17 protein-coding genes are annotated in these 17,952 nt (G+C 35.1%); 15 read left to right on the forward strand and 2 right to left on the reverse strand.

Features of this window, described 5'->3' with window-relative positions; translation table 11 throughout:
- Positions 1 to 3: 3 nt before the first annotated feature.
- The 12 genes from CLOLE_RS09775 (at position 4) to rlmD (ending at position 12,842) form a co-directional block, all read left to right on the forward strand.
- Positions 4 to 2,169, forward strand: coding sequence for a DNA topoisomerase III (locus CLOLE_RS09775; protein ID WP_013656949.1), 2,166 nt, complete (start codon positions 4 to 6; stop codon positions 2,167 to 2,169).
- Positions 2,170 to 2,305: 136 nt separating this feature from the next.
- Entirely contained in the window at positions 2,306 to 3,280 is a 975-nt protein-coding gene (locus CLOLE_RS09780) for an alpha/beta hydrolase (RefSeq protein ID WP_013656950.1), read from the forward strand.
- A gap of 100 nt (positions 3,281 to 3,380) precedes the next feature.
- Positions 3,381 to 3,872: a tRNA (uridine(34)/cytosine(34)/5-carboxymethylaminomethyluridine(34)-2'-O)-methyltransferase TrmL gene (gene trmL / locus CLOLE_RS09785; RefSeq protein WP_013656951.1), complete on the forward strand. Its 492-nt coding sequence runs from the start codon at positions 3,381 to 3,383 to the stop codon at positions 3,870 to 3,872.
- Positions 3,873 to 3,980: 108 nt separating this feature from the next.
- Entirely contained in the window at positions 3,981 to 4,685 is a 705-nt protein-coding gene (locus tag CLOLE_RS09790; protein WP_013656952.1) for a C40 family peptidase, read from the forward strand.
- A gap of 130 nt (positions 4,686 to 4,815) precedes the next feature.
- Positions 4,816 to 7,209 carry an endonuclease MutS2 gene (locus CLOLE_RS09795; protein WP_013656953.1) on the forward strand — a complete coding sequence of 798 codons (2,394 nt, stop codon included), beginning with the start codon at positions 4,816 to 4,818 and terminating at the stop codon, positions 7,207 to 7,209.
- Positions 7,210 to 7,238: 29 nt separating this feature from the next.
- On the forward strand, positions 7,239 to 7,919 hold the full coding sequence (locus tag CLOLE_RS09800) for a response regulator transcription factor (protein ID WP_013656954.1): 681 nt from the start codon (positions 7,239 to 7,241) through the stop codon (positions 7,917 to 7,919).
- A complete protein-coding gene (locus CLOLE_RS09805; protein ID WP_013656955.1) occupies positions 7,919 to 9,367 on the forward strand; it encodes a sensor histidine kinase in 1,449 nt (482 codons plus the stop codon). The genes CLOLE_RS09800 and CLOLE_RS09805 overlap by 1 nt, the downstream gene beginning before the upstream one ends.
- A 155-nt stretch (positions 9,368 to 9,522) precedes the next feature.
- Positions 9,523 to 10,455: a 3'-5' exoribonuclease YhaM family protein gene (locus tag CLOLE_RS09810; RefSeq protein WP_013656956.1), complete on the forward strand. Its 933-nt coding sequence runs from the start codon at positions 9,523 to 9,525 to the stop codon at positions 10,453 to 10,455.
- Positions 10,452 to 10,745, forward strand: a complete 294-nt coding sequence (locus tag CLOLE_RS09815; protein ID WP_013656957.1) for a hypothetical protein — start codon at positions 10,452 to 10,454, stop codon at positions 10,743 to 10,745. Before CLOLE_RS09810 ends, CLOLE_RS09815 begins: the two co-directional genes overlap by 4 nt.
- Positions 10,733 to 11,272 carry a CRISPR-associated protein Cas4 gene (gene cas4 / locus CLOLE_RS09820; RefSeq protein ID WP_013656958.1) on the forward strand — a complete coding sequence of 180 codons (540 nt, stop codon included), beginning with the start codon at positions 10,733 to 10,735 and terminating at the stop codon, positions 11,270 to 11,272. Before CLOLE_RS09815 ends, cas4 begins: the two co-directional genes overlap by 13 nt.
- Complete coding sequence (locus CLOLE_RS09825; protein WP_013656959.1) at positions 11,269 to 11,475, forward strand: hypothetical protein; 207 nt, start codon at positions 11,269 to 11,271, stop codon at positions 11,473 to 11,475. The genes cas4 and CLOLE_RS09825 overlap by 4 nt, the downstream gene beginning before the upstream one ends.
- Before the next feature lie 8 nt (positions 11,476 to 11,483).
- A complete protein-coding gene (rlmD, locus tag CLOLE_RS09830) occupies positions 11,484 to 12,842 on the forward strand; it encodes a 23S rRNA (uracil(1939)-C(5))-methyltransferase RlmD (protein WP_013656960.1) in 1,359 nt (452 codons plus the stop codon).
- 538 nt (positions 12,843 to 13,380) lie between these two features.
- On the opposite strand, the gene CLOLE_RS09835 is transcribed toward rlmD, so the two are convergent.
- Positions 13,381 to 14,145 (reverse strand): IS91 family transposase, encoded by a 765-nt coding sequence (locus tag CLOLE_RS09835; protein ID WP_456297493.1) that lies wholly within the window; start codon positions 14,143 to 14,145, stop codon positions 13,381 to 13,383.
- Between the two features lie 37 nt (positions 14,146 to 14,182).
- On the opposite strand from CLOLE_RS09835, the gene CLOLE_RS09840 reads away from it, so the two are divergent.
- Together CLOLE_RS09840 and CLOLE_RS09845 are read left to right on the forward strand one after the other, a co-directional pair.
- Entirely contained in the window at positions 14,183 to 14,518 is a 336-nt protein-coding gene (locus CLOLE_RS09840) for a transposase (RefSeq protein ID WP_013656961.1), read from the forward strand.
- A complete protein-coding gene (locus tag CLOLE_RS09845) occupies positions 14,515 to 14,958 on the forward strand; it encodes an IS3 family transposase (RefSeq protein ID WP_013656962.1) in 444 nt (147 codons plus the stop codon). Before CLOLE_RS09840 ends, CLOLE_RS09845 begins: the two co-directional genes overlap by 4 nt.
- 50 nt (positions 14,959 to 15,008) lie before the next feature.
- Here the strand turns inward: CLOLE_RS09845 and CLOLE_RS22450 are convergent.
- Positions 15,009 to 16,149, reverse strand: a protein-coding gene (locus CLOLE_RS22450; protein ID WP_242825776.1) for an IS3 family transposase whose coding sequence is annotated in 2 segments (ribosomal slippage) — positions 15,009 to 15,903 and positions 15,902 to 16,149 — 1,143 coding nt in all. Because the reading frame shifts where the segments join, the coding sequence is not laid out codon by codon here.
- 86 nt (positions 16,150 to 16,235) lie between these two features.
- Between CLOLE_RS22450 and CLOLE_RS09860 the strand changes: the two genes are divergently transcribed.
- The gene (locus tag CLOLE_RS09860) at positions 16,236 to 17,918 is read left to right on the forward strand and encodes a lectin-like protein (protein ID WP_013656963.1); all 1,683 of its coding nucleotides are present in this window, start codon (positions 16,236 to 16,238) and stop codon (positions 17,916 to 17,918) included.
- The last annotated feature ends 34 nt before the right edge of the window (positions 17,919 to 17,952 follow it).

A 17,952-nucleotide genomic window follows, 5' to 3' on the forward strand; every position in this document is an offset into this window, starting at 1 on the left:
AAAGTGGGAAAAATATTAGTATTTGCAGAAAAACCCAGTGTGGGAAAAGATATAGCACGTGTTTTAAAATGCACACAAAAGCAAAATGGTTTTTTTGAAGGACCTAAGTATGTAGTTACTTGGGCTATGGGACATTTAGTAGGTCTTTCTGACCCAGAAGCTTATGGTAATCAATATAAAACATGGAGTATGGAAACACTTCCAATGCTACCAGAACGCATGAAATTAACTGTATTAAAAGGAACAGGTAAACAATTTCAAATCGTTAAGAGCTTAATGCTACGAAAAGACATAGATGAAATCATTATTGCTACAGATGCAGGACGTGAAGGGGAATTAGTAGCAAGGTGGACCATTGATAAAGTAGGGGTTAAAAAGCCTATTAAACGTTTATGGATTTCATCTGTTACAGATAAAGCAATTTCGGAAGGTTTTAAAAATCTTAAGCCAGGTAAAGATTATGAAAACTTATATAAAGCGGCTGTCTGTAGGGCAGAAGGAGATTGGTTAGTAGGACTTAATGTTACTAGAGCACTGACTTGTAAGTTTAATGCGCAGCTTTCAGCAGGCCGTGTGCAATCAGCCACTTTAGCAATGATTGTAGCTAGAGAAGAAGCTATCAAAAACTTTCAGCCGAAGCCTTACTTCACGTTATCAGCCAAGTGTAAAGGCATTCAACTTGCTTATAAAGGTAAAAAAGGTGACCGTTTCTTTGATGAAAAGCAAATAGTTACTTTAATTGGCAAGTTAGAAGGGAGCAAGGCACAAGTAACCGAATATAAGGAAACATCAAAGAAACAATATGCACCAGCTTTATATGACTTAACAGAGCTTCAAAGAGATGCCAATAAACGCTTTGGCTTTAGCCCAAAAGAAACCCTATCAGTGATGCAGCGTTTATATGAAAATTATAAAGTGCTTACTTATCCAAGAACAGATTCTAGATTCTTGTCAGAGGATATCGTACCAACACTTAAAGAAAGAATCAATGCTATTGCTATAGGACCTTATAAAGTAGGAGCAAGAGAAGTTCTGAAAAATGGTATTAAGTCAAGTAAACATTTTGTAGATAATAGCAAAGTTTCAGATCACCATGCCATCATTCCAACAGAGGAAAGTCCAGATTTATCAAAGCTTAATAGCGATGAACGTAAAATTTATGATTTAGTTGTCAAGCGTTTTCTAAGTGTTTTACTACCACCTATGGCTTATAATGAAGGCGTATTAGAGGTAAGCAGTGAAGGGGAATGCTTTGTAGCAAAGGGCAAAAAAGTGATTGAACCAGGCTGGAAAATGCTTTATGAAATAGAAGCCGATGAAGATGAGGATGAAGTGGTACAAAGCTTACCAGAAGTTAAAAAGGGAGAAACAGTTGTTTTAGAACAGTTCTTTAAAACGAAGCAAATGACAAAAGCACCTAGTCGTTTTACAGAAGCTACACTACTTTCTGCTATGGAAAAACCTCATCAATATGTAGAAGTGGATCAAAAGGCAGCTAAGACATTAGGGGAGACCGGTGGCATTGGTACAGTTGCAACAAGAGCCGATATCATAGAAAAGCTTTACAACATGTTTTATATCGAGAAAAGTGGGAAGGAAATCGTTCCTACTTCTAAAGGTAAGCAGCTCATTGAGTTAGTACCAGTTGATTTAAAATCACCACTACTTACAGCTGAGTGGGAAATGGCATTAGAACAAATTAGTAAAGGTAAACAAGATCCAAAAGCCTTTATGAAAAAAATCAGAGTTTATAGTGAAGAACTGGTGCAATCTGTTAAGGGAAGCGGAGAAAAATATATTCATGACAATCTAACAGGTAAACGCTGTCCTGAATGTAACAAGCTCATGTTAGAAGTAAAAGGAAAGCATGGAAAACTGTATGTTTGCCAAGATAGAAATTGTGGTTATAGAGAAAATATTAGCCGTTTCACCCAAACAAGATGCCCTAACTGCCATAAAAAGTTAGAATTAAGAGGAGAAGGTGAAGGGCAAATTTATGTTTGTACCACTTGTACTTTCCGTGAAAAGTTAAGTGTCTTTAATAAGAAATACCGTAGCGAGAGCAAAAAGGTAGACAAGAAGTCTGTACAAAAATACCTTAAAGAGCAAACTAAAAAGGAAGAAGGTAACTTTGCTTTTGCAGAGGCTTTTGCGAAACTAAACAAATAAAGTAGTGACTTACTTAAGCAATCCTATTCTATTCAATGGACTTAAGTAAGTCTTTTTTTGATGAGTATCCAGAGAATAGTTATAGAAAACCAAGTAGATGAACAAACTAATAAAAAGTAATAGAGGTGGCTTAGAAATGAAAAGTAAAGACTGGATTTTTTTAGCGCCTTGCGCAGTAGGTGGCGCTATATTAGGAACTTGTTTATATATTGGTTATCGAATGATGTATACACCATCTGAAACCATTAATAAGTGGCCTTCAGATTATGGCCTTCTTTATGAAGATGTGAGTTTTGATGGACCAGTAAGGAACAAGGGAGGCAAAAGGTTAATGTTATCTGGTTGGTGGATACCAGCTCAAGAAGAAGGCGTGATTAGAAATAGCCGTTATACAGTTATTTTATCTCATGGCTATCATAATGTAAGAACACTAGAAGGGATTGCATTATTTGATTTGGTAAAGCGGATGAGTGCTGATGGGTATCATGTACTTATGTATGACTTTAGACACTGTGGCTTTTCAGAGGGTAGGATGTCAACTGGCGGTTATTTAGAACGTTATGATTTATTAGCAGCTATCCGTTATGTGAAAAAAGAAAAGCATTGTCATCATATTGTATTAATGGGATGGTCAATGGGAGCAGCTGTTTCTATTATGGCTGGTGCTATGGCAAAAGAAGTGCGGGGAATTATAGCAGATAGTCCCTATGCGGATTTAAAACATTATTTATATGAGAACATGAGCCGTTTTACAAAGCTTCCAAGTTTTCCATTTAGTTACTTAACAGTGGGGTTAACTAAGCATTGGCTTCGTATGAATATAAAAGAAGTAAGTCCTTTAGAAGCTGCTAAGCAATTAGGAAAGCGGCCTCTTTTACTTATTCATGCAGAAGGGGATGAGGTCATTCCTTATAAAGATACCCTAACTATCTATGAGGCTATTAAAGAAAAAGGAAAAGTAGACTATTGGGTACCTACTGTGCAAGGACACATTAGAGCTTATATCCATGAGAAGAAAGCTTATGAAGAAAAGGTATTAAACTTTCTTCATCACCTAGCTTATCCTAAAAGACGTCATTGTCAGGTAAAAAGAATAGTAGGTAAGTATTAAATGGTCGCATAGATGAATAAGCCAGATGGCATCGTTGAACGAAATGAAAGGTCGTGTTACAATAAGAAATAATGGATGAACAAAGAAAGAAGGAAGCATAATGATGCATATTGTTTTACACGAACCAGAAATACCACAAAATACAGGAAATATTGCAAGAACCTGTGCAGCTACAGGTGCTACCTTGCATTTAATAGAACCTTTAGGCTTTTCTTTAGATGAAAAGCAGATTAAACGAGCAGGTCTTGATTACTGGCATCTTGTTAATGTTCAAACTTATAAAGATTATGAGGAATTTCTAGAAAAAAATAATTACCCTAAAGTTTATATGGCAACAACAAAATCAAGACAAACGTATACAGATGTAAGCTATGAAGAAGAATGCTATATTATGTTTGGAAAAGAAACAGCAGGTATTCCAGAAGAAATTTTATTAGATAACAAAGAAACATGCATTCGTGTCCCTATGATTTCTGAAGCACGTTCTTTAAACTTATCTAATTCCGTAGCCATTGTCATATATGAAGCGCTTAGACAACATCAGTTTGAGCATCTTACTAAGCAAGGTGAGTTACATCATTATCACTGGTAAATAAAAACAATTTTCTGACTAAGATGTATAAAAAATAGAAAATCCGTTCATAATGAAATAGGGTTGATTTTTAAATCACGCCTAGCGTGTGCATTTTAGGAGGAAACAATGAAAAAAATAATTAAAGCTGTATGTCTAATTGGTATTTTATGGGGAACTTTAATTCCTGTTTATGCTACTACTACAGCTAAAAATAACATATTTCCAAGTTACACAGGAGTAACAGCTCAGTTAGTAGGAAATGAGATCAATGTAAGGAACTATCCAAGTAAATACGGCAAGGTGCTTATGTTAGCTAATGAGCAAGAACTCCATATCCTTGGACAAAATGATAAATGGTATAGAGTAAGTGTAAAAGGTGAAGAAGGCTGGGTATCTAAAGACTTTGTGGAAGTACCTGATGATAGCTTTATTCCATATAGTAAAGTATTAGGAGAAGAAATTGTAGACTATGGCAAGCTCTTTATTGGAACCCCTTATGTTTGGGGAGGAAACGATCTAAGAAGCGGAGTAGACTGTTCAGGATTAACCCAAAGGGTTTATGCAGGTTTTGATATTGACATTAGTAGAGTTTCCTATATGCAAGCCAAAGATGGTATTCCAGTTACAAAATCACAGCTTCAGCCAGGAGACTTAGTATTTTTTGACACATCGGGTGTTAATAACGGCCGTATTTCTCATGTGGGTATTTATGCAGGTAATGGTCAATTTCTTCATGCAGATAGTACGAGAGGTGTCATGCTCAGCCGATTAAGTAGTAATTACTATACTCGTAATTATGTAATGGGAAGTCGTATCTTACATTATTTTTAAAATGAGAAGAGTCCTTTTGAGGACTCTTTTTGTATTACGTTTTGGTGAAATTACGGGCAAGGGTGTTTCCAAATAGCAGAAGATGTGCCATAATAAAAATAGCGTAAAATATTGTATACGAGGTAACACAATGAATGAAAAAACACTTTATAAGTTAGAGTTTCATAAAGTTAAAGAATTAGTTAAAGCTTATGCAGTAACAGAAGGTGGAAAAGAAGCCGTTGCTCATGCAATGCCTCTTACAGAGCTTGAGGAAGTTAAAACGCTTCAAAAAGAAACTGCAGAAGCTATTCATATAAGTATCAAACAAGGTAAAATGCCTCTTGGTACTCTTAAAGCTGTTAAGCCTATTTTAAAACATATTGATATAGGTGCTATTTTGAGTGCAGGTGAGTTGTTAGCCATTAGAGATGTATTAAGATTAACAAGACAAGGCAAGAACTACTATCAAGATGCGATTGCTACAGGTGAAGTATATCCTTCAATAGGCGGCTATTTTGAAGGCTTAACACCTTTTACAACCTTAGAAAGAGAAATCTCACGTTGTATTATAGCCGCAGATCAGTTTGCAGATGATGCAACACCTGAACTGGCACACATTAGAAAACAAATGAAATCCTTAGGTGTTAAAATTAAAGAAGTCCTTCAAAATATGATTCATTCTAGCCATTATCAAGATATGATACAAGATCCTGTTGTGACACTGAGACAAGATCGTTATTGTATTCCTATTAAGATTGAGTATAAAAGTCAATTTAAAGGCATTGTACATGATCAATCCTCTACAGGTGCTACTGTTTTTATTGAACCTATGGCTGTTGTAGAGTTAGGGAATGCCTTAAAAAGTTTAGAGGTTAAAGAACAAGAAGAGATTGAAAAATTGCTCATTGAATTAACCAATCAAATCGCCCCTATTACTGAGGAGATTGGAAGAAACTATGAGCTTTTAACCCTTTTAGATAGTATATTTGCACGTAGTGAATTTTCCCTTCGTTATGATTGTCGTGAGCCACGCTTAAACAATCAAGGTTACATTTTTCTGAAAAAAGCGAGGCATCCTCTTTTAGCAAAAGAAAGTGTTGTACCGATTGACATTTATGTAGGGAAGGATTTTACCACCTTACTTATTACAGGACCTAATACAGGTGGTAAGACAGTTACCTTAAAGACCATAGGACTTTTTTCACTTATGGCTGCTATAGGCTTACAGATTCCAGCGGCTGAAGGTAGTGAAATGGCTATTTTTGAAGGAATTTATGCTGACCTTGGTGATGAGCAGAGTATAGAACAAAGTTTAAGTACTTTCTCAGCTCATATGACTAATATTGTAAGCATTTTAAAAGACATGAGCTTAAACTCCCTAGTATTATTAGATGAAGTAGGTTCAGGAACAGACCCAGTAGAAGGAGCTGCCCTAGCCATGGCTATCCTAGAACATCTTAGAAAACAACAAATTCGTACTGTTGCAACGACTCACTATAGTGAACTTAAATTATATGCACTTTCAACTGATGGCGTAGAAAATGCAAGCTGTGAATTTGACGTGGAGTCCTTAAGACCAACTTATCGCCTTTTAATTGGAGTACCAGGTAAAAGTAATGCCTTTGCTATTTCTATGAAATTAGGATTACCAGAGTATCTCATCGACGAAGCTAAAGTTTACTTACAAAAAGAAAACGTCAAAATGGAAGATATCTTAGTTGACTTAGAGCAAAGCAAGCGTTTAGCTGAAATGGAACGTGAACGTGCCAAAGCTTTTCGTGATGAAGCAGAACATCTAAAGGAAGAAATTCAAAACGAACGTAAGAAATTAGAGAAAGCTAAGAAAAAAGTACTAGAACGTGCGGAGTTAAAAGCTAAAGAAATACTTAAAACGGCTGAAGCTGAAACGGACAAGGTGCTTAAGGAAGTAAGAGCAGTAGCTAGAAAAGCGCAAGCAACCATTGATGAACAAAGCCTTTACAATGCAAAAAAGCGCATGTCAGATACTGTTTCTGCACAACATAAACGTGTAGGAAAAGTAGTAGGTAGACAAGAAAAAGTCGCTTTAAAAGCAGTAGAAGTAGGCGAAGAAGTAATGGTAACCTCGTTAATGCAAAAAGGCGTTGTAACGGCAGCAGCAGACCGTAGTGGTAATGTAGAAGTACGTGTAGGTATTATGCCGATGCGCATCCCATTAAGTGGGCTTACAAGATTAGAAGAAGAAATACAGGTAGCTAAAAAGCAGGAAAAGAAAAAAACAAAAGGTCAAGTGAGCTATCATATGAATAAAACAAGTACCATTTCCACGCAAGTAGATGTAAGAGGAATGATGGTAGATGAAGCTTGGCCGGTAGTAGATAAATATTTAGATGACGCCTACTTATCAGGGCTTAAACAAGTTACCATTATTCATGGTAAAGGAACAGGTGCCCTTAGAAGCGGCATCACCCAAAAGTTAAAAAGACACCCTCATGTACAAGACCAAAGACCAGGACTTTATGGAGAAGGAGAAATGGGGGTTACAGTAGTAACGATTAAATAAAACAGTAATCTATAGAAAAGAGGGAAGATATGTTAAAGATACTTATAGTAGATGATGACACCAATATTTCCGAATTAATTGCTTTATACTTAAATAAAGAAGGATATGAAACAAAAGAAGTGGCTACAGGTCGCTTAGCTTTAGAAGTGTTTGAATCTTTTTATCCAGACTTAGTACTGCTAGATGTCATGTTACCAGAACTAGATGGCTATGATGTTTGTAAAGAAATTCGTAAGCAGCATCGCACGCCGATTATTATGCTTACTGCTAAAGGAGAGGTATTTGATAAGGTATTAGGCCTTGAGTTAGGGGCTGATGACTATATGGTAAAACCATTTGATCCTAAAGAACTTATAGCAAGAGTGAAAGCTGTCCTTAGACGTAATACGCAACCGATAGAGGAAGTTGCACCTAAAAATCGTATTGTGCTTGATAATTTAATTATTGATAAGGATAATTATTCGGTGACTTATGAAGGAGCTTTAGTAGAATTACCACCAAAAGAACTAGAGGTACTTTATTTTCTGGCAAGTCATCCTAAACAAGTTTTTACTAGAGAGCAGCTTTTAGATAAGATTTGGGGATATGACTTTGTAGGAGATACAAGAACTGTAGATGTGCATATTAAGAGGCTAAGAGATAAATTTGAGGGTGATCACACATGGAGCATAAAAACCGTCTGGGGCGTAGGCTACAAATTCGAGAGATAATGGATAAACTGAGATTTCCAAGTTTATTTAGCCGTTTAGTTTCTGTGTATATCAGTATTTTAGTGCTGATGTTAGTCATGCTCTTTATCACCTTTACCCATTCGTTTCAGTCCTATTTTGTGAAATATACTCAGGATATTATGAGAAAGCAAGCACAAACCATTGCCACGGAATTTTATAAAGAGGGTGCTTATAGTACTTCTAAAGAAGATGCACTAGAGAAAATTTTATATCGTGTACAAGTCATGTCCAGTTATTTGCAAGCGACTACCTGGATTGTAGATCAAAAGGGTGAGGGGCTTGTAATTGGTAAAGATAGTGTACAAAATATGGCACAAAAGTTACCCAAAGAAGCTAACTTGCAAGAGGTTTTTGAGGGACGTGCAGTGGGACTTGAAAATGGTTTTAAAGATTATTTTTCTACACCTGTTTTAACCATTGGTTATCCCATGGGAGTAGGTGAAAAGGTACAATACGCTTTGTTTATTCATACACCTATGCCTTATGTGCTTCAGACTATTGATGAAGTAAGAAATTTAATTTTAAAGGTAGTGGGGATTGTAGGGACGGTCATGTTCATATGGATTTATTTTATCTCTAAACAAATGACCAAGCCCCTAAAAGAAATGAATACAGTTGCTAAGACCATAGCAAGTGGTCATTTTGATGAGCGTATTATAGTGAAGGGGCAAGATGAAATAGCGGAACTAGGTTTGTCGTTAAACCATATGGCTGAAGAATTAGATAAGATTGAGGAAAATAGGCGGAGTTTTATTGCTAATGTTTCTCATGATTTACGTTCTCCCTTAACTTCCATCCAAGGTTTTGTAACAGCTATGTTAGATGGAACTATTTCCCCAGAAAAGCAAGAACGCTATTTAAAGATTGTACTTAGTGAAACGCATCGTATGATTGGTATGACTAATACTATTCTAGAGTTAAATAAGATGGAAGAATCTAAAGATGCGCTTCATAAAACAGCTTTCAATATTAATAGTGTTATTGAACGTAATTTTGCTAGTTTAGAAAAACGGGCTTTAGAAAAAGGTGTAAGTTTAGTTAAGATGTTTGAAGCAGATCCACCTTATGTTGTAGCAGATTTAGATGGAATCAGTCGTGTGGTCCAAAATCTTTTAGATAATGCTATGAAATTTGTAGAGCAAGATGGTACGATAGAAGTAAGAACAGCATTAAAAGATGATAAAATATGGGTAGCTATTTGTAATTCAGGACCACCTATTCCAAAAGAGCAACAATCAGAAATTTGGAATCGCTTTTATAAAGGAGATCGTTCTAGAGGAATGGATAAGCGCGGTGTAGGATTAGGGCTAGTTATTGTGAAAGAAATTATCAAACAACATGGAGAAGTGGTCGGCGTTGAATCAGAAGAAAATAAGCCGGTTATTTTCTATTTTAGTTTGCAACCGAAGAAAGCAAATCTATTTTAAAAACAAGGTATTTATCTTGGCAAGGGCAAGATGCTAAGAATAAATACCTTTTCTTTTGTTTGCTAACAGAATTTAACAGTGAAATCTATAGAAAGCGTTGAAAACTCATGGTAGATTTGTTAGTATTACTTTAGGAAAGAAAAGGGAGAGAGTATATGACACAAATTAGTGATATGAAGCCTCAAGACAATATCAAAGGCTATTACTTATGTAAGTTTAAACAAATTTTAAAAAATAAAAATGGAAAAGACTATTGTACTATTAGATTACAGGACCGTACGGGTGCTATAGATGCCAAGATTTGGTCCTTTCATAGTTGTATTTTACCTTTTGAAGTAGATGATATTGTAGAAGTAGAAGGAGAGACCTTACTATATCAAGAAAACTTGCAGCTTAATGTGACTAAAATACAAAAAGCTGAAGGCGGTTATGACTTAAAGAACTTTATTCCACATACCAAAAAAGATGTAAATGTATTAGAAGCAGAGCTATTAGAGCTCATTGAAAAGGTTCAAGAACCTTCTATTAAGCAGCTTTTAGAGACCATCTTTTTAGATGAAAAAACGTATGATGATTTTATCGTTCATAGTGCTGGTAAGAGTGTTCACCATGGGTATTTAAATGGCTTATTAGAGCATACCATCACAGTCACTAAACTAGGTCTTGCTATGGCAGATTTATATGAAAATGCCCAAAAGGATTTAGTAATAGCAGGTTGTTTACTGCATGATATTGGCAAGCTTAGAGAATTAACCACTTTTCCAAGGAATGATTATTCAGATGAAGGCCAGCTCATTGGCCATTTAGTGATTGGAGCTGAAATAATTCATGATGCAGCTAGCCAAATTGAAGGCTTTCCAGCAGAAATTGAAATGTTACTTAAGCATGTAGTCATCGCTCATCATGGTGAATATGAATATGCATCACCTAAAAGGCCTAAATGTATAGAAGCTATGATTGTTCATTTAGCAGACTTCTCAGATTCACGTCTTAAAATGATAGATGAGCTTTTAGAAACAAGTAGTGAAGAGCCTTATGTAGGTTATCATAAATTATTAGGAAGAAATATTAGACGAGTAACCTTATGAAGAAAGAAAAGGGAAGTGCCCATAAAAAGTTATCTGCCAATGAAATAAATCGCTTTATTTATTGTCCCTATCAGTGGTATTATGGCCGTTATTATGGGCAAACTGCTTTAAAGGAGCAGTATAAAGCACTAGGTAGTAAACAAAGTAAAACAGAAGCGCATTTTACAAAGGGAATTAAATTTCATAAGGCCTATTATAGAAGCTACCGCATCAAACGTCTATTAATGATTTTAGGGCTAATCCTAGTGATTGCTATTTTAGTTGGGAGTTTTATGAGATGGTCCCAATAATAGAAATAAGCTTACTCCTTAGTTTTACACTCTTTTTATGGTTAGGTTTTAGACCCACAATAAGTGTTAAAGACCGGAGAGAAATAGGTGTCAAAAGAGCGTCAGCCATTTATAAAGATGAAAAAGGAACAAAGCTTTTAGTAGCAGAACGTCTAGCTTTACAAGGAAAGCCGGATTTTATCTTTGAAACCTGGCTGCTAAGACGTTATATTCCGTTAGAGATTAAAAGTGGTAAGCTAACAGAAGATCAACCACACCTAGGAGATGTGTATCAACTGGTAGCTTATTTTTTAATCATTGAAGAAGTTTATGGAAAAAGGCCACCTTATGGAAAACTGGTTTATGCCAATAAAACCTTTACGATTCGTAACACGGCTAGGCTAAGAGCAAATCTTAAGCGTACAATGAAGCAAATGAGAGAAATGTTAGAAGAGGAGTATAAGCCAATAGCAACACCAGACTTTATGAAATGTAAACATTGTATTTGTAAAGATACCGTATGTGAATGGCAGGGGAGAGCGAAATGAAGAAAACAAAAGGAAAAGTAAGTAAAGAAAATACAGCAAAACCATTGGTGAAAAAAGAAGAGCAAGGCTATTCACCTTTATTAGAGCGCTTTTTGCAAAAAAACATGACCGATCGTATGCAAGCTGTGGATGATGAAGTATTAGCAAAAGCTATTAAAACCTTACTTTTTGAGGAAAATAAGAAAAATAAACGTTTAAATTAGGAGTAACTATGGATAAACCAATTGAAAAGAATCAGCACTACGAGCTAACTATTACAGATATGGGCTCAGAAGGAGAAGGGATTGGTAAAATCAATGACTTTACCGTTTTCATTCCTAGAGCGATTACTGGAGATGTAGTAGAAATACGTATTGTAAAAGTGAAAAAAAGCTTTGGCTATGGCAAATTAGTAAAGCTTATTACACCTTCACCTTTTAGGGTAGAACCTATTTGTGAAGTGGCAGATACCTGTGGAGGCTGTCAGCTTCAACATCTGAGCTATGAGGCGCAATTAGATTGGAAAACCAAAAAAGTAAAAGATTGCTTAAATCGTATTGGTGGGCTAAAAGACATAGAGGTATTACCAACCCTAGGAATGGGCACCCCTTATCATTATCGTAATAAAGCCCAATATCCTATTCGTCAGATTAATGGCAAAGTACAAACGGGCTTTTTTGCTCCTCGTAGTCATCAGCTAATACCACTAGAAACTTGTTACATTCAAGATCCTAAAAAAGAAGCCATTATGAAAGCTGTACTAGCTTTTCTAGAAAAGTACAAGATTAGCATTTATGATGAAGAAAAGCATACAGGACTGGTACGCCATTTAATGATTAAAACAGGTTATCATACAGAGGAGATGATGGTGTGCTTAGTGATTAACGGGCCCAAACTACCTCATGCAGATGAGTTTGTAAAAGCTATTAAAGCAGTAGCGCCTGTAACAAGTATTATACTTAACCAGCATTTAGAAAAAAGTAACACTATATTAGGCAATAGCTGTACGGTTTTAGATGGAGAGAATGCCATTATTGATTACATTGGAGATTTACAGTTTAAAATCTCACCTTTATCCTTCTTCCAAGTCAACCCTCAGCAAACAGAGGTACTATATACCAAAGCTTTAGAATATGCAGAGCTAACAGGCGATGAGATCGTTTGGGATGCCTACTGTGGGATAGGTTCTATCTCTTTATTTCTTGCACAAAAAGCAAAGAAAGTATATGGCGTAGAAATTATACCAGAAGCTATTGAAAATGCAAAAGAAAATGCAGCTCTCAATCATATTACCAATGCAGAATTCTATGTGGGAAAAGCAGAGGAAGTTATCCCACAAATGTATGAACAAGGCATTGTGGCAGATACTATAGTCGTAGATCCACCACGCAAAGGCTGCGATAGCAAATTATTAGAGACTTTAATCAAAATGTCACCTAATAAAATAGTATATGTTTCTTGTGATCCAGCTACTTTAGCACGAGATTTAGCTTATCTTGTAGCAGAAGGGTATCAAGTAGATAAGGTACAACCAGTTGATATGTTTCCGCAGACAACTCACGTTGAAACTGTAGTTAAGCTGTCACGTTAAACCCTAGTAATACCAGGGCTTAGAGCGATTTTTCGTTCTAAGCCTTGATGTGTTTTTAGGGGGAATTAGGGGCAAATTATATGTTCCCAAAGGATGGGGGGTACACTATTTGGCAATATGAATAGAGATTTATGCGAGTTAGGCTAAAATAAAACACCTAAAATGTAGAATTCTAGGTGCCAACTCGCATAAATTTTGTTGTACTAAAGTGCGGAAGTGAGAGAATGATTTGCCTCTTCAACTCTTGCCTCTATGGGGATTTATTTATAGCTAGGGCTCATTTTTTCTCTAATCCTTCTGATTAATTGTCTTATATAAGGATATGAAGTAAGATTATTTGAATAATCTATGGTAAATAAGATAATAATGAATATAACTTCCCCCTCCCCACTTAAGGAGCAAATAGAAATTTATTATTTTGTTAGTAGGGTGATAGGTGGAGAACCCATTCTATGTGTAGTAGCTATAAGTTTAAAATGCCCTTCTTGGCAACAAGGGCATTTAGTAAAGTCTTTTCCAGTTAATTTGAACATAATTTCTAGTGCAGTATATTTCTTACGTTGAAGAGGTTTGAGCTTACCATGAGTAAGCTTCTGACAAAGTCTAAGTTTGGTATTTTTATTGCGATTACCAAGAAATCCATAGTGCCGTATTTTAGTAAAACCTTGGGAAGTATATGAAGCAAAAATCTTCTCATGAAATCTACTCCAGATAAGGTGAGAAGTTTCTGTTTATTACCATCTTTATAGTCTCGGTATTTAAAAGTAACATGGTCATTTGTTACATTTGCAATCCGATTATTAGAAAGTGCAACTCTATGGGTGTAGCGTCTAAGATAATTTAGGACATGTTTAGAACTTTTAAATGGTGGCTTGCAGTAGACAATCCATTCTTTTTTATAAAGTAAATCTCTTAAAGACTCATCCAACTGATCTTTTATAAATGATAATAACTTTCCTCTAAACTTTCTAGAGAGCACTTTTACAGGTATAAAAAACTTTTTCTTAGAAGATTGCCACTTGCCAGTTGTTGTAAGACCACCACTTGGAATAATCATATGAATATGAGGATGAAACAATAAATTCTGTCCCCAAGTATGGAGGATGGCAATACATCCAATTTGTGCACCTAAATATTTTTTATCAGTAGCAAGTTCTTTTACTGTTTCAGAAGCTGCCTTAAAAAGTAGAGTATACATTTGTTTTTTATGCTTATAAAAGAGGGAGTAAAGTTCTGAAGGAATAGTAAAGACGACATGAAAATAACCTATGGGTAAGTGGAGTGCGGTGAAAAAGTGAGACACCTATGATATGATGATATCATCATATGGAGGAGATAAAATGTATAACAAGTATTCAGAACAAATGAAAGAAGAAACTGCAATCTATATTTTAGAATCGGGTAAATCTATTACAATTGCATCTAAAGAATTGGAAATTAATGTCAATACAGCTTGCAGATGGATCAATAAATATAAAAAAAAGCATGGAATTATTAGTAACGAAAACAAGCCAGCATCATCTGATGAAATGCAGGATAAAATCAAAGATTTAGAGAAGCAGCTTAAAGCTAGGGATAGGGAAATTACTCATCACAAGAAACAATTAGAAAATGAGCAAGAAAAGGTAGAAATATTAAAAAAATCCCTGCTCATCTTTATGGAACCCCACGCATGAAATATGAAGCCATATCAAGGCTTACAAAAAAGTTCTCAGTGGTAAAGATGTGTGAAATATTAGGGGTTAAAAGACAAAATTATTATAGATGGATTAGGCAGGAAAGGAAGAATAAAGAGAAACATATAAAAGAACTGTCAATTATAAATAAGATTGAAGAGATCTTTAATGACAGTGATAAGACAAATGGATACAGAGCAATAAAAAAGGAAGTTGAAGAAAAGGGTATTTCTTTAAGTGAGTATAAAGTTCGAAAGATAATGAGAGAGAATGGCTTTTATCCCGAAACAACTACCAAATATAAGCCATCCCATAATGGAAAAACAGATGGAAAATATTATAGCAATAGGCTTAAGCAGAAATTCAAGACGAATAAGCCTAACCAAGTGTGGGTAGGAGACATTACATATATTAAAACAAGCATAGGATGTGGAGTATAGTCAATAGTTTGGACACGATTTGTAACGAAAAAATTTGTTGAGATCAATAATTATGCGTGCTGATCCCAGTATTCTGCTTCTAACTCATTTGGCGTTTTATATCCAATCGCACCGTGGGGAAGACGATTGTTATATAGATTTTCAATGTACTCGAAAATATCTAGTCGAAGTTCCTCTAGGGTATGATAGCTTCTGCGATTGGTGCGATTCTTTTTGAGATATTTGAAAAAACTTTCACAACAAGCATTATCGAAAGGGTATCCTTTTTTAGAAAATGACTGCACAACATTATAGGAATCTAAGAGATTTCTAAATGCAAAAGCAGTATACTCAGCTCCCTGGTCAGAGTGAAATATGAGTCCATACTGAACATGACGGCTTTTATAAGCCTTATTAAAAGCTGACATTGTTAAGGTGACATCGTGGTTGCTAGCTATGTGCCAACCAATGATTTTTCTAGAAAACAAGTCCATGACAATGCAAAGATAATACCATTTACCATTAACTTTTATGTAAGTGAAATCACTAGCCCAGACAAGATTTGGAGCCTTTTGGTTAAATTCCTGATGGAGGTGATTATCGCATTCTCCCTGATTGTGATGTTTTACTCTACAAGGTTTATCTGTAGACATTTTAGGAAGAGACATTGATTGCATCAGTCGGTACACTCGTCCCACGCTGATGTTTATACCATAATCACGACTGAGGATATATGTAATTTTATAAGCACCAAGACATTTATCATAGTCAGAATAAATCTGAAGAATGACACGTTTGATATTTAGATTCTCTTTTACTCTTGGAGCAGGTTCGGAGTTGAAGTGCTTATAGTAAGTGCTGCGATTTACGTTAAGTACGCGGCAAAGGGTTTTAATATCATGCTGAAAACGTAGTTTATAAACAGCATCTAGTCGCTCAGAGAGTGTGGCGTGAATATGGCAATCGCTTTTTTAATATGAGGTTCTCTTCCTCAAGTTGAGCCATTCTTTTTTGCATTTCTTTAATTTGTTTAGCAGTTAGGACTTTGCCATCATCGGTTTCAACAGTAGAATATTGTTTAATCCATTTAGCGAGAGAAGTCTGTGAAATATCATATTCTTGGCAGAGAGAAGTCTGAGTTTTGCCATTATGATAAAGTGCAACGATTGATTTTTTAAAATCTTCATCATAACGAGTTTGTTTAGTTGCCATGTGGGCACCTCCTTTTGTGTCTACTTTAATATAATCACTAATATCAAATCGTGTCTACTTATTTAATATAGATCCAAGATAATTTGATGTTACCTATTGAAACACATCATGATATGGATGCCAATATGGTATGGGCAGAAGTAGATGAACTTGGAACGTATTGTATAATAGATTTAGGAAAATGGTTAAATGAGCTTGACAAGGTTACAGATAATGAAGAGTTTTATATTGAGGAAAGTGATACAGATAATTCTTTAATGTTACTAAATTCAGATGTAAAAGCTAAAAGTATGGTAGAAACATCTAGAACTCTTATGATAAATGATACTAGCATTGCAGATAACTATATGAAATACACATTTAATGGGAATACTTATTCTATTATTGAAAATAAAATGACGTGGCCAAATGCTAAATTGTATTGTGAGAAATTAGGAGGGCATTTAGTAACTATTTCATCAAAAGAAGAAAATAATTTTGTTCAAGGAATTTTAAAAAGAAGAAATCTTAACTATTATACTGCCATTGGATATTCAGATACAGCACAAGAAGGCGTATGGGAATGGGTCACAAGTGAAAGATCCTCATATACTAACTGGGATTTAAAGTATCCAGAGCCTAATAATGGAATAGGAATGGGAGAGCAAGACTATGCATTCATGATTAGTGACGGAACATGGGATGACGGATTTTTAGGCTCAACAGCAATTTTCATTTGTGAGTGGGAAAAGCAATATGGACCAACATTTGATTATATTTCATCCACAGGTCTAAGTGGATTAACACTTAAGGCTCCTTTGAAAAAGATTTCAAAAGTAAATTCCGATAGTGATACATTAACAGATAGCGATGAGATTAACTGGAATTTAATTATTAATGGGAAACTTTCAACATTGGGAGAATTAATGGATAGTAAAGAACAAAAAGGATATGTAGTTGAAGGATTATCTAGAATGTCTTCTTCATATCAAGCTGCTAGTAGATGTAAACCTATATTGCCAATTCTTTCTGACCCAATAAAAGAGGATGGTGATGAAGATGGCATTTGGGATGATAAAGATCCAAATAAACTAAGGAAAGATACTATTGAAACCATGTTTAAGCTGTCCCAAAAGAATAACAAAAAAAATCCTAAATATATAGAGATACATGATAATACAATCAAAATTTATTTAAAGTTGTATATTACAAAAGAAGATGATGTTGATGAAAAATATGTACAACTGGTCAAATCGGGGATTACAAAATATTGGACAACCTCTTTTACGGGTAATGATTATGATTTTTATGATGGAATTAAGGGTAATACAATTGTATATATTGATGCTATTTCTCATGGTGAGGGGGAAATGGCTTATCGTGAACGAGTATATCTTAAAAAGTATTGTATCCCTATGAATTCATCAGGCGGACTTACATTTAACTTAGCATTAGGTGGGAATCCTACTCTTCCTACAATAGCGGATATTAGATGGGATGATAAAAATAGAACGTATACAGATCCGGAATTTGAAAGTGTTGCTGCTCATGAAATTGGACATAGTTTAGGTTTATGGGATGCTTATCCGGAAGCTAATATTTTTGCTTCACCATTAAAGCCAAATGTAGAAATACCTGAAGAAACAATGATGTGGTATAATAAAAGAGTAACTAGTAATGATATAGAAATGGTATTGCAGGCCTTTGTTGAGAATAGACAGCAACACTATTACGATTCTTCTCCATATAAAAAATCAGTAGTAGTACGCTGCCCACAGGAATTTCATTAAACATGATTAAAATTGAGATATGATTTGAAGGTAC

The organism is Cellulosilyticum lentocellum DSM 5427, from assembly GCF_000178835.2.
Classification (GTDB): Bacteria; Bacillota; Clostridia; order Lachnospirales; family Cellulosilyticaceae; genus Cellulosilyticum; species Cellulosilyticum lentocellum.

Bases quoted from the DNA above. Each gene is read 5' to 3' on its own strand.
- CLOLE_RS09780 (WP_013656950.1), top strand. From the start codon at position 2,306: ATGAAAAGTAAAGACTGGATTTTTTTAGCGCCTTGCGCAGTAGGTGGC.
- trmL (WP_013656951.1), top strand. From the start codon at position 3,381: ATGATGCATATTGTTTTACACGAACCAGAAATACCACAAAATACAGGA.
- CLOLE_RS09790 (WP_013656952.1), top strand. From the start codon at position 3,981: ATGAAAAAAATAATTAAAGCTGTATGTCTAATTGGTATTTTATGGGGA.
- CLOLE_RS09795 (WP_013656953.1), top strand. From the start codon at position 4,816: ATGAATGAAAAAACACTTTATAAGTTAGAGTTTCATAAAGTTAAAGAA.
- CLOLE_RS09800 (WP_013656954.1), top strand. From the start codon at position 7,239: ATGTTAAAGATACTTATAGTAGATGATGACACCAATATTTCCGAATTA.
- CLOLE_RS09805 (WP_013656955.1), top strand. From the start codon at position 7,919: ATGGATAAACTGAGATTTCCAAGTTTATTTAGCCGTTTAGTTTCTGTG.
- CLOLE_RS09810 (WP_013656956.1), top strand. From the start codon at position 9,523: ATGACACAAATTAGTGATATGAAGCCTCAAGACAATATCAAAGGCTAT.
- CLOLE_RS09815 (WP_013656957.1), top strand. From the start codon at position 10,452: ATGAAGAAAGAAAAGGGAAGTGCCCATAAAAAGTTATCTGCCAATGAA.
- cas4 (WP_013656958.1), top strand. From the start codon at position 10,733: ATGGTCCCAATAATAGAAATAAGCTTACTCCTTAGTTTTACACTCTTT.
- CLOLE_RS09825 (WP_013656959.1), top strand. From the start codon at position 11,269: ATGAAGAAAACAAAAGGAAAAGTAAGTAAAGAAAATACAGCAAAACCA.
- rlmD (WP_013656960.1), top strand. From the start codon at position 11,484: ATGGATAAACCAATTGAAAAGAATCAGCACTACGAGCTAACTATTACA.
- CLOLE_RS09840 (WP_013656961.1), top strand. From the start codon at position 14,183: ATGTATAACAAGTATTCAGAACAAATGAAAGAAGAAACTGCAATCTAT.
- CLOLE_RS09845 (WP_013656962.1), top strand. From the start codon at position 14,515: ATGAAATATGAAGCCATATCAAGGCTTACAAAAAAGTTCTCAGTGGTA.
- CLOLE_RS09860 (WP_013656963.1), top strand. From the start codon at position 16,236: ATGTTACCTATTGAAACACATCATGATATGGATGCCAATATGGTATGG.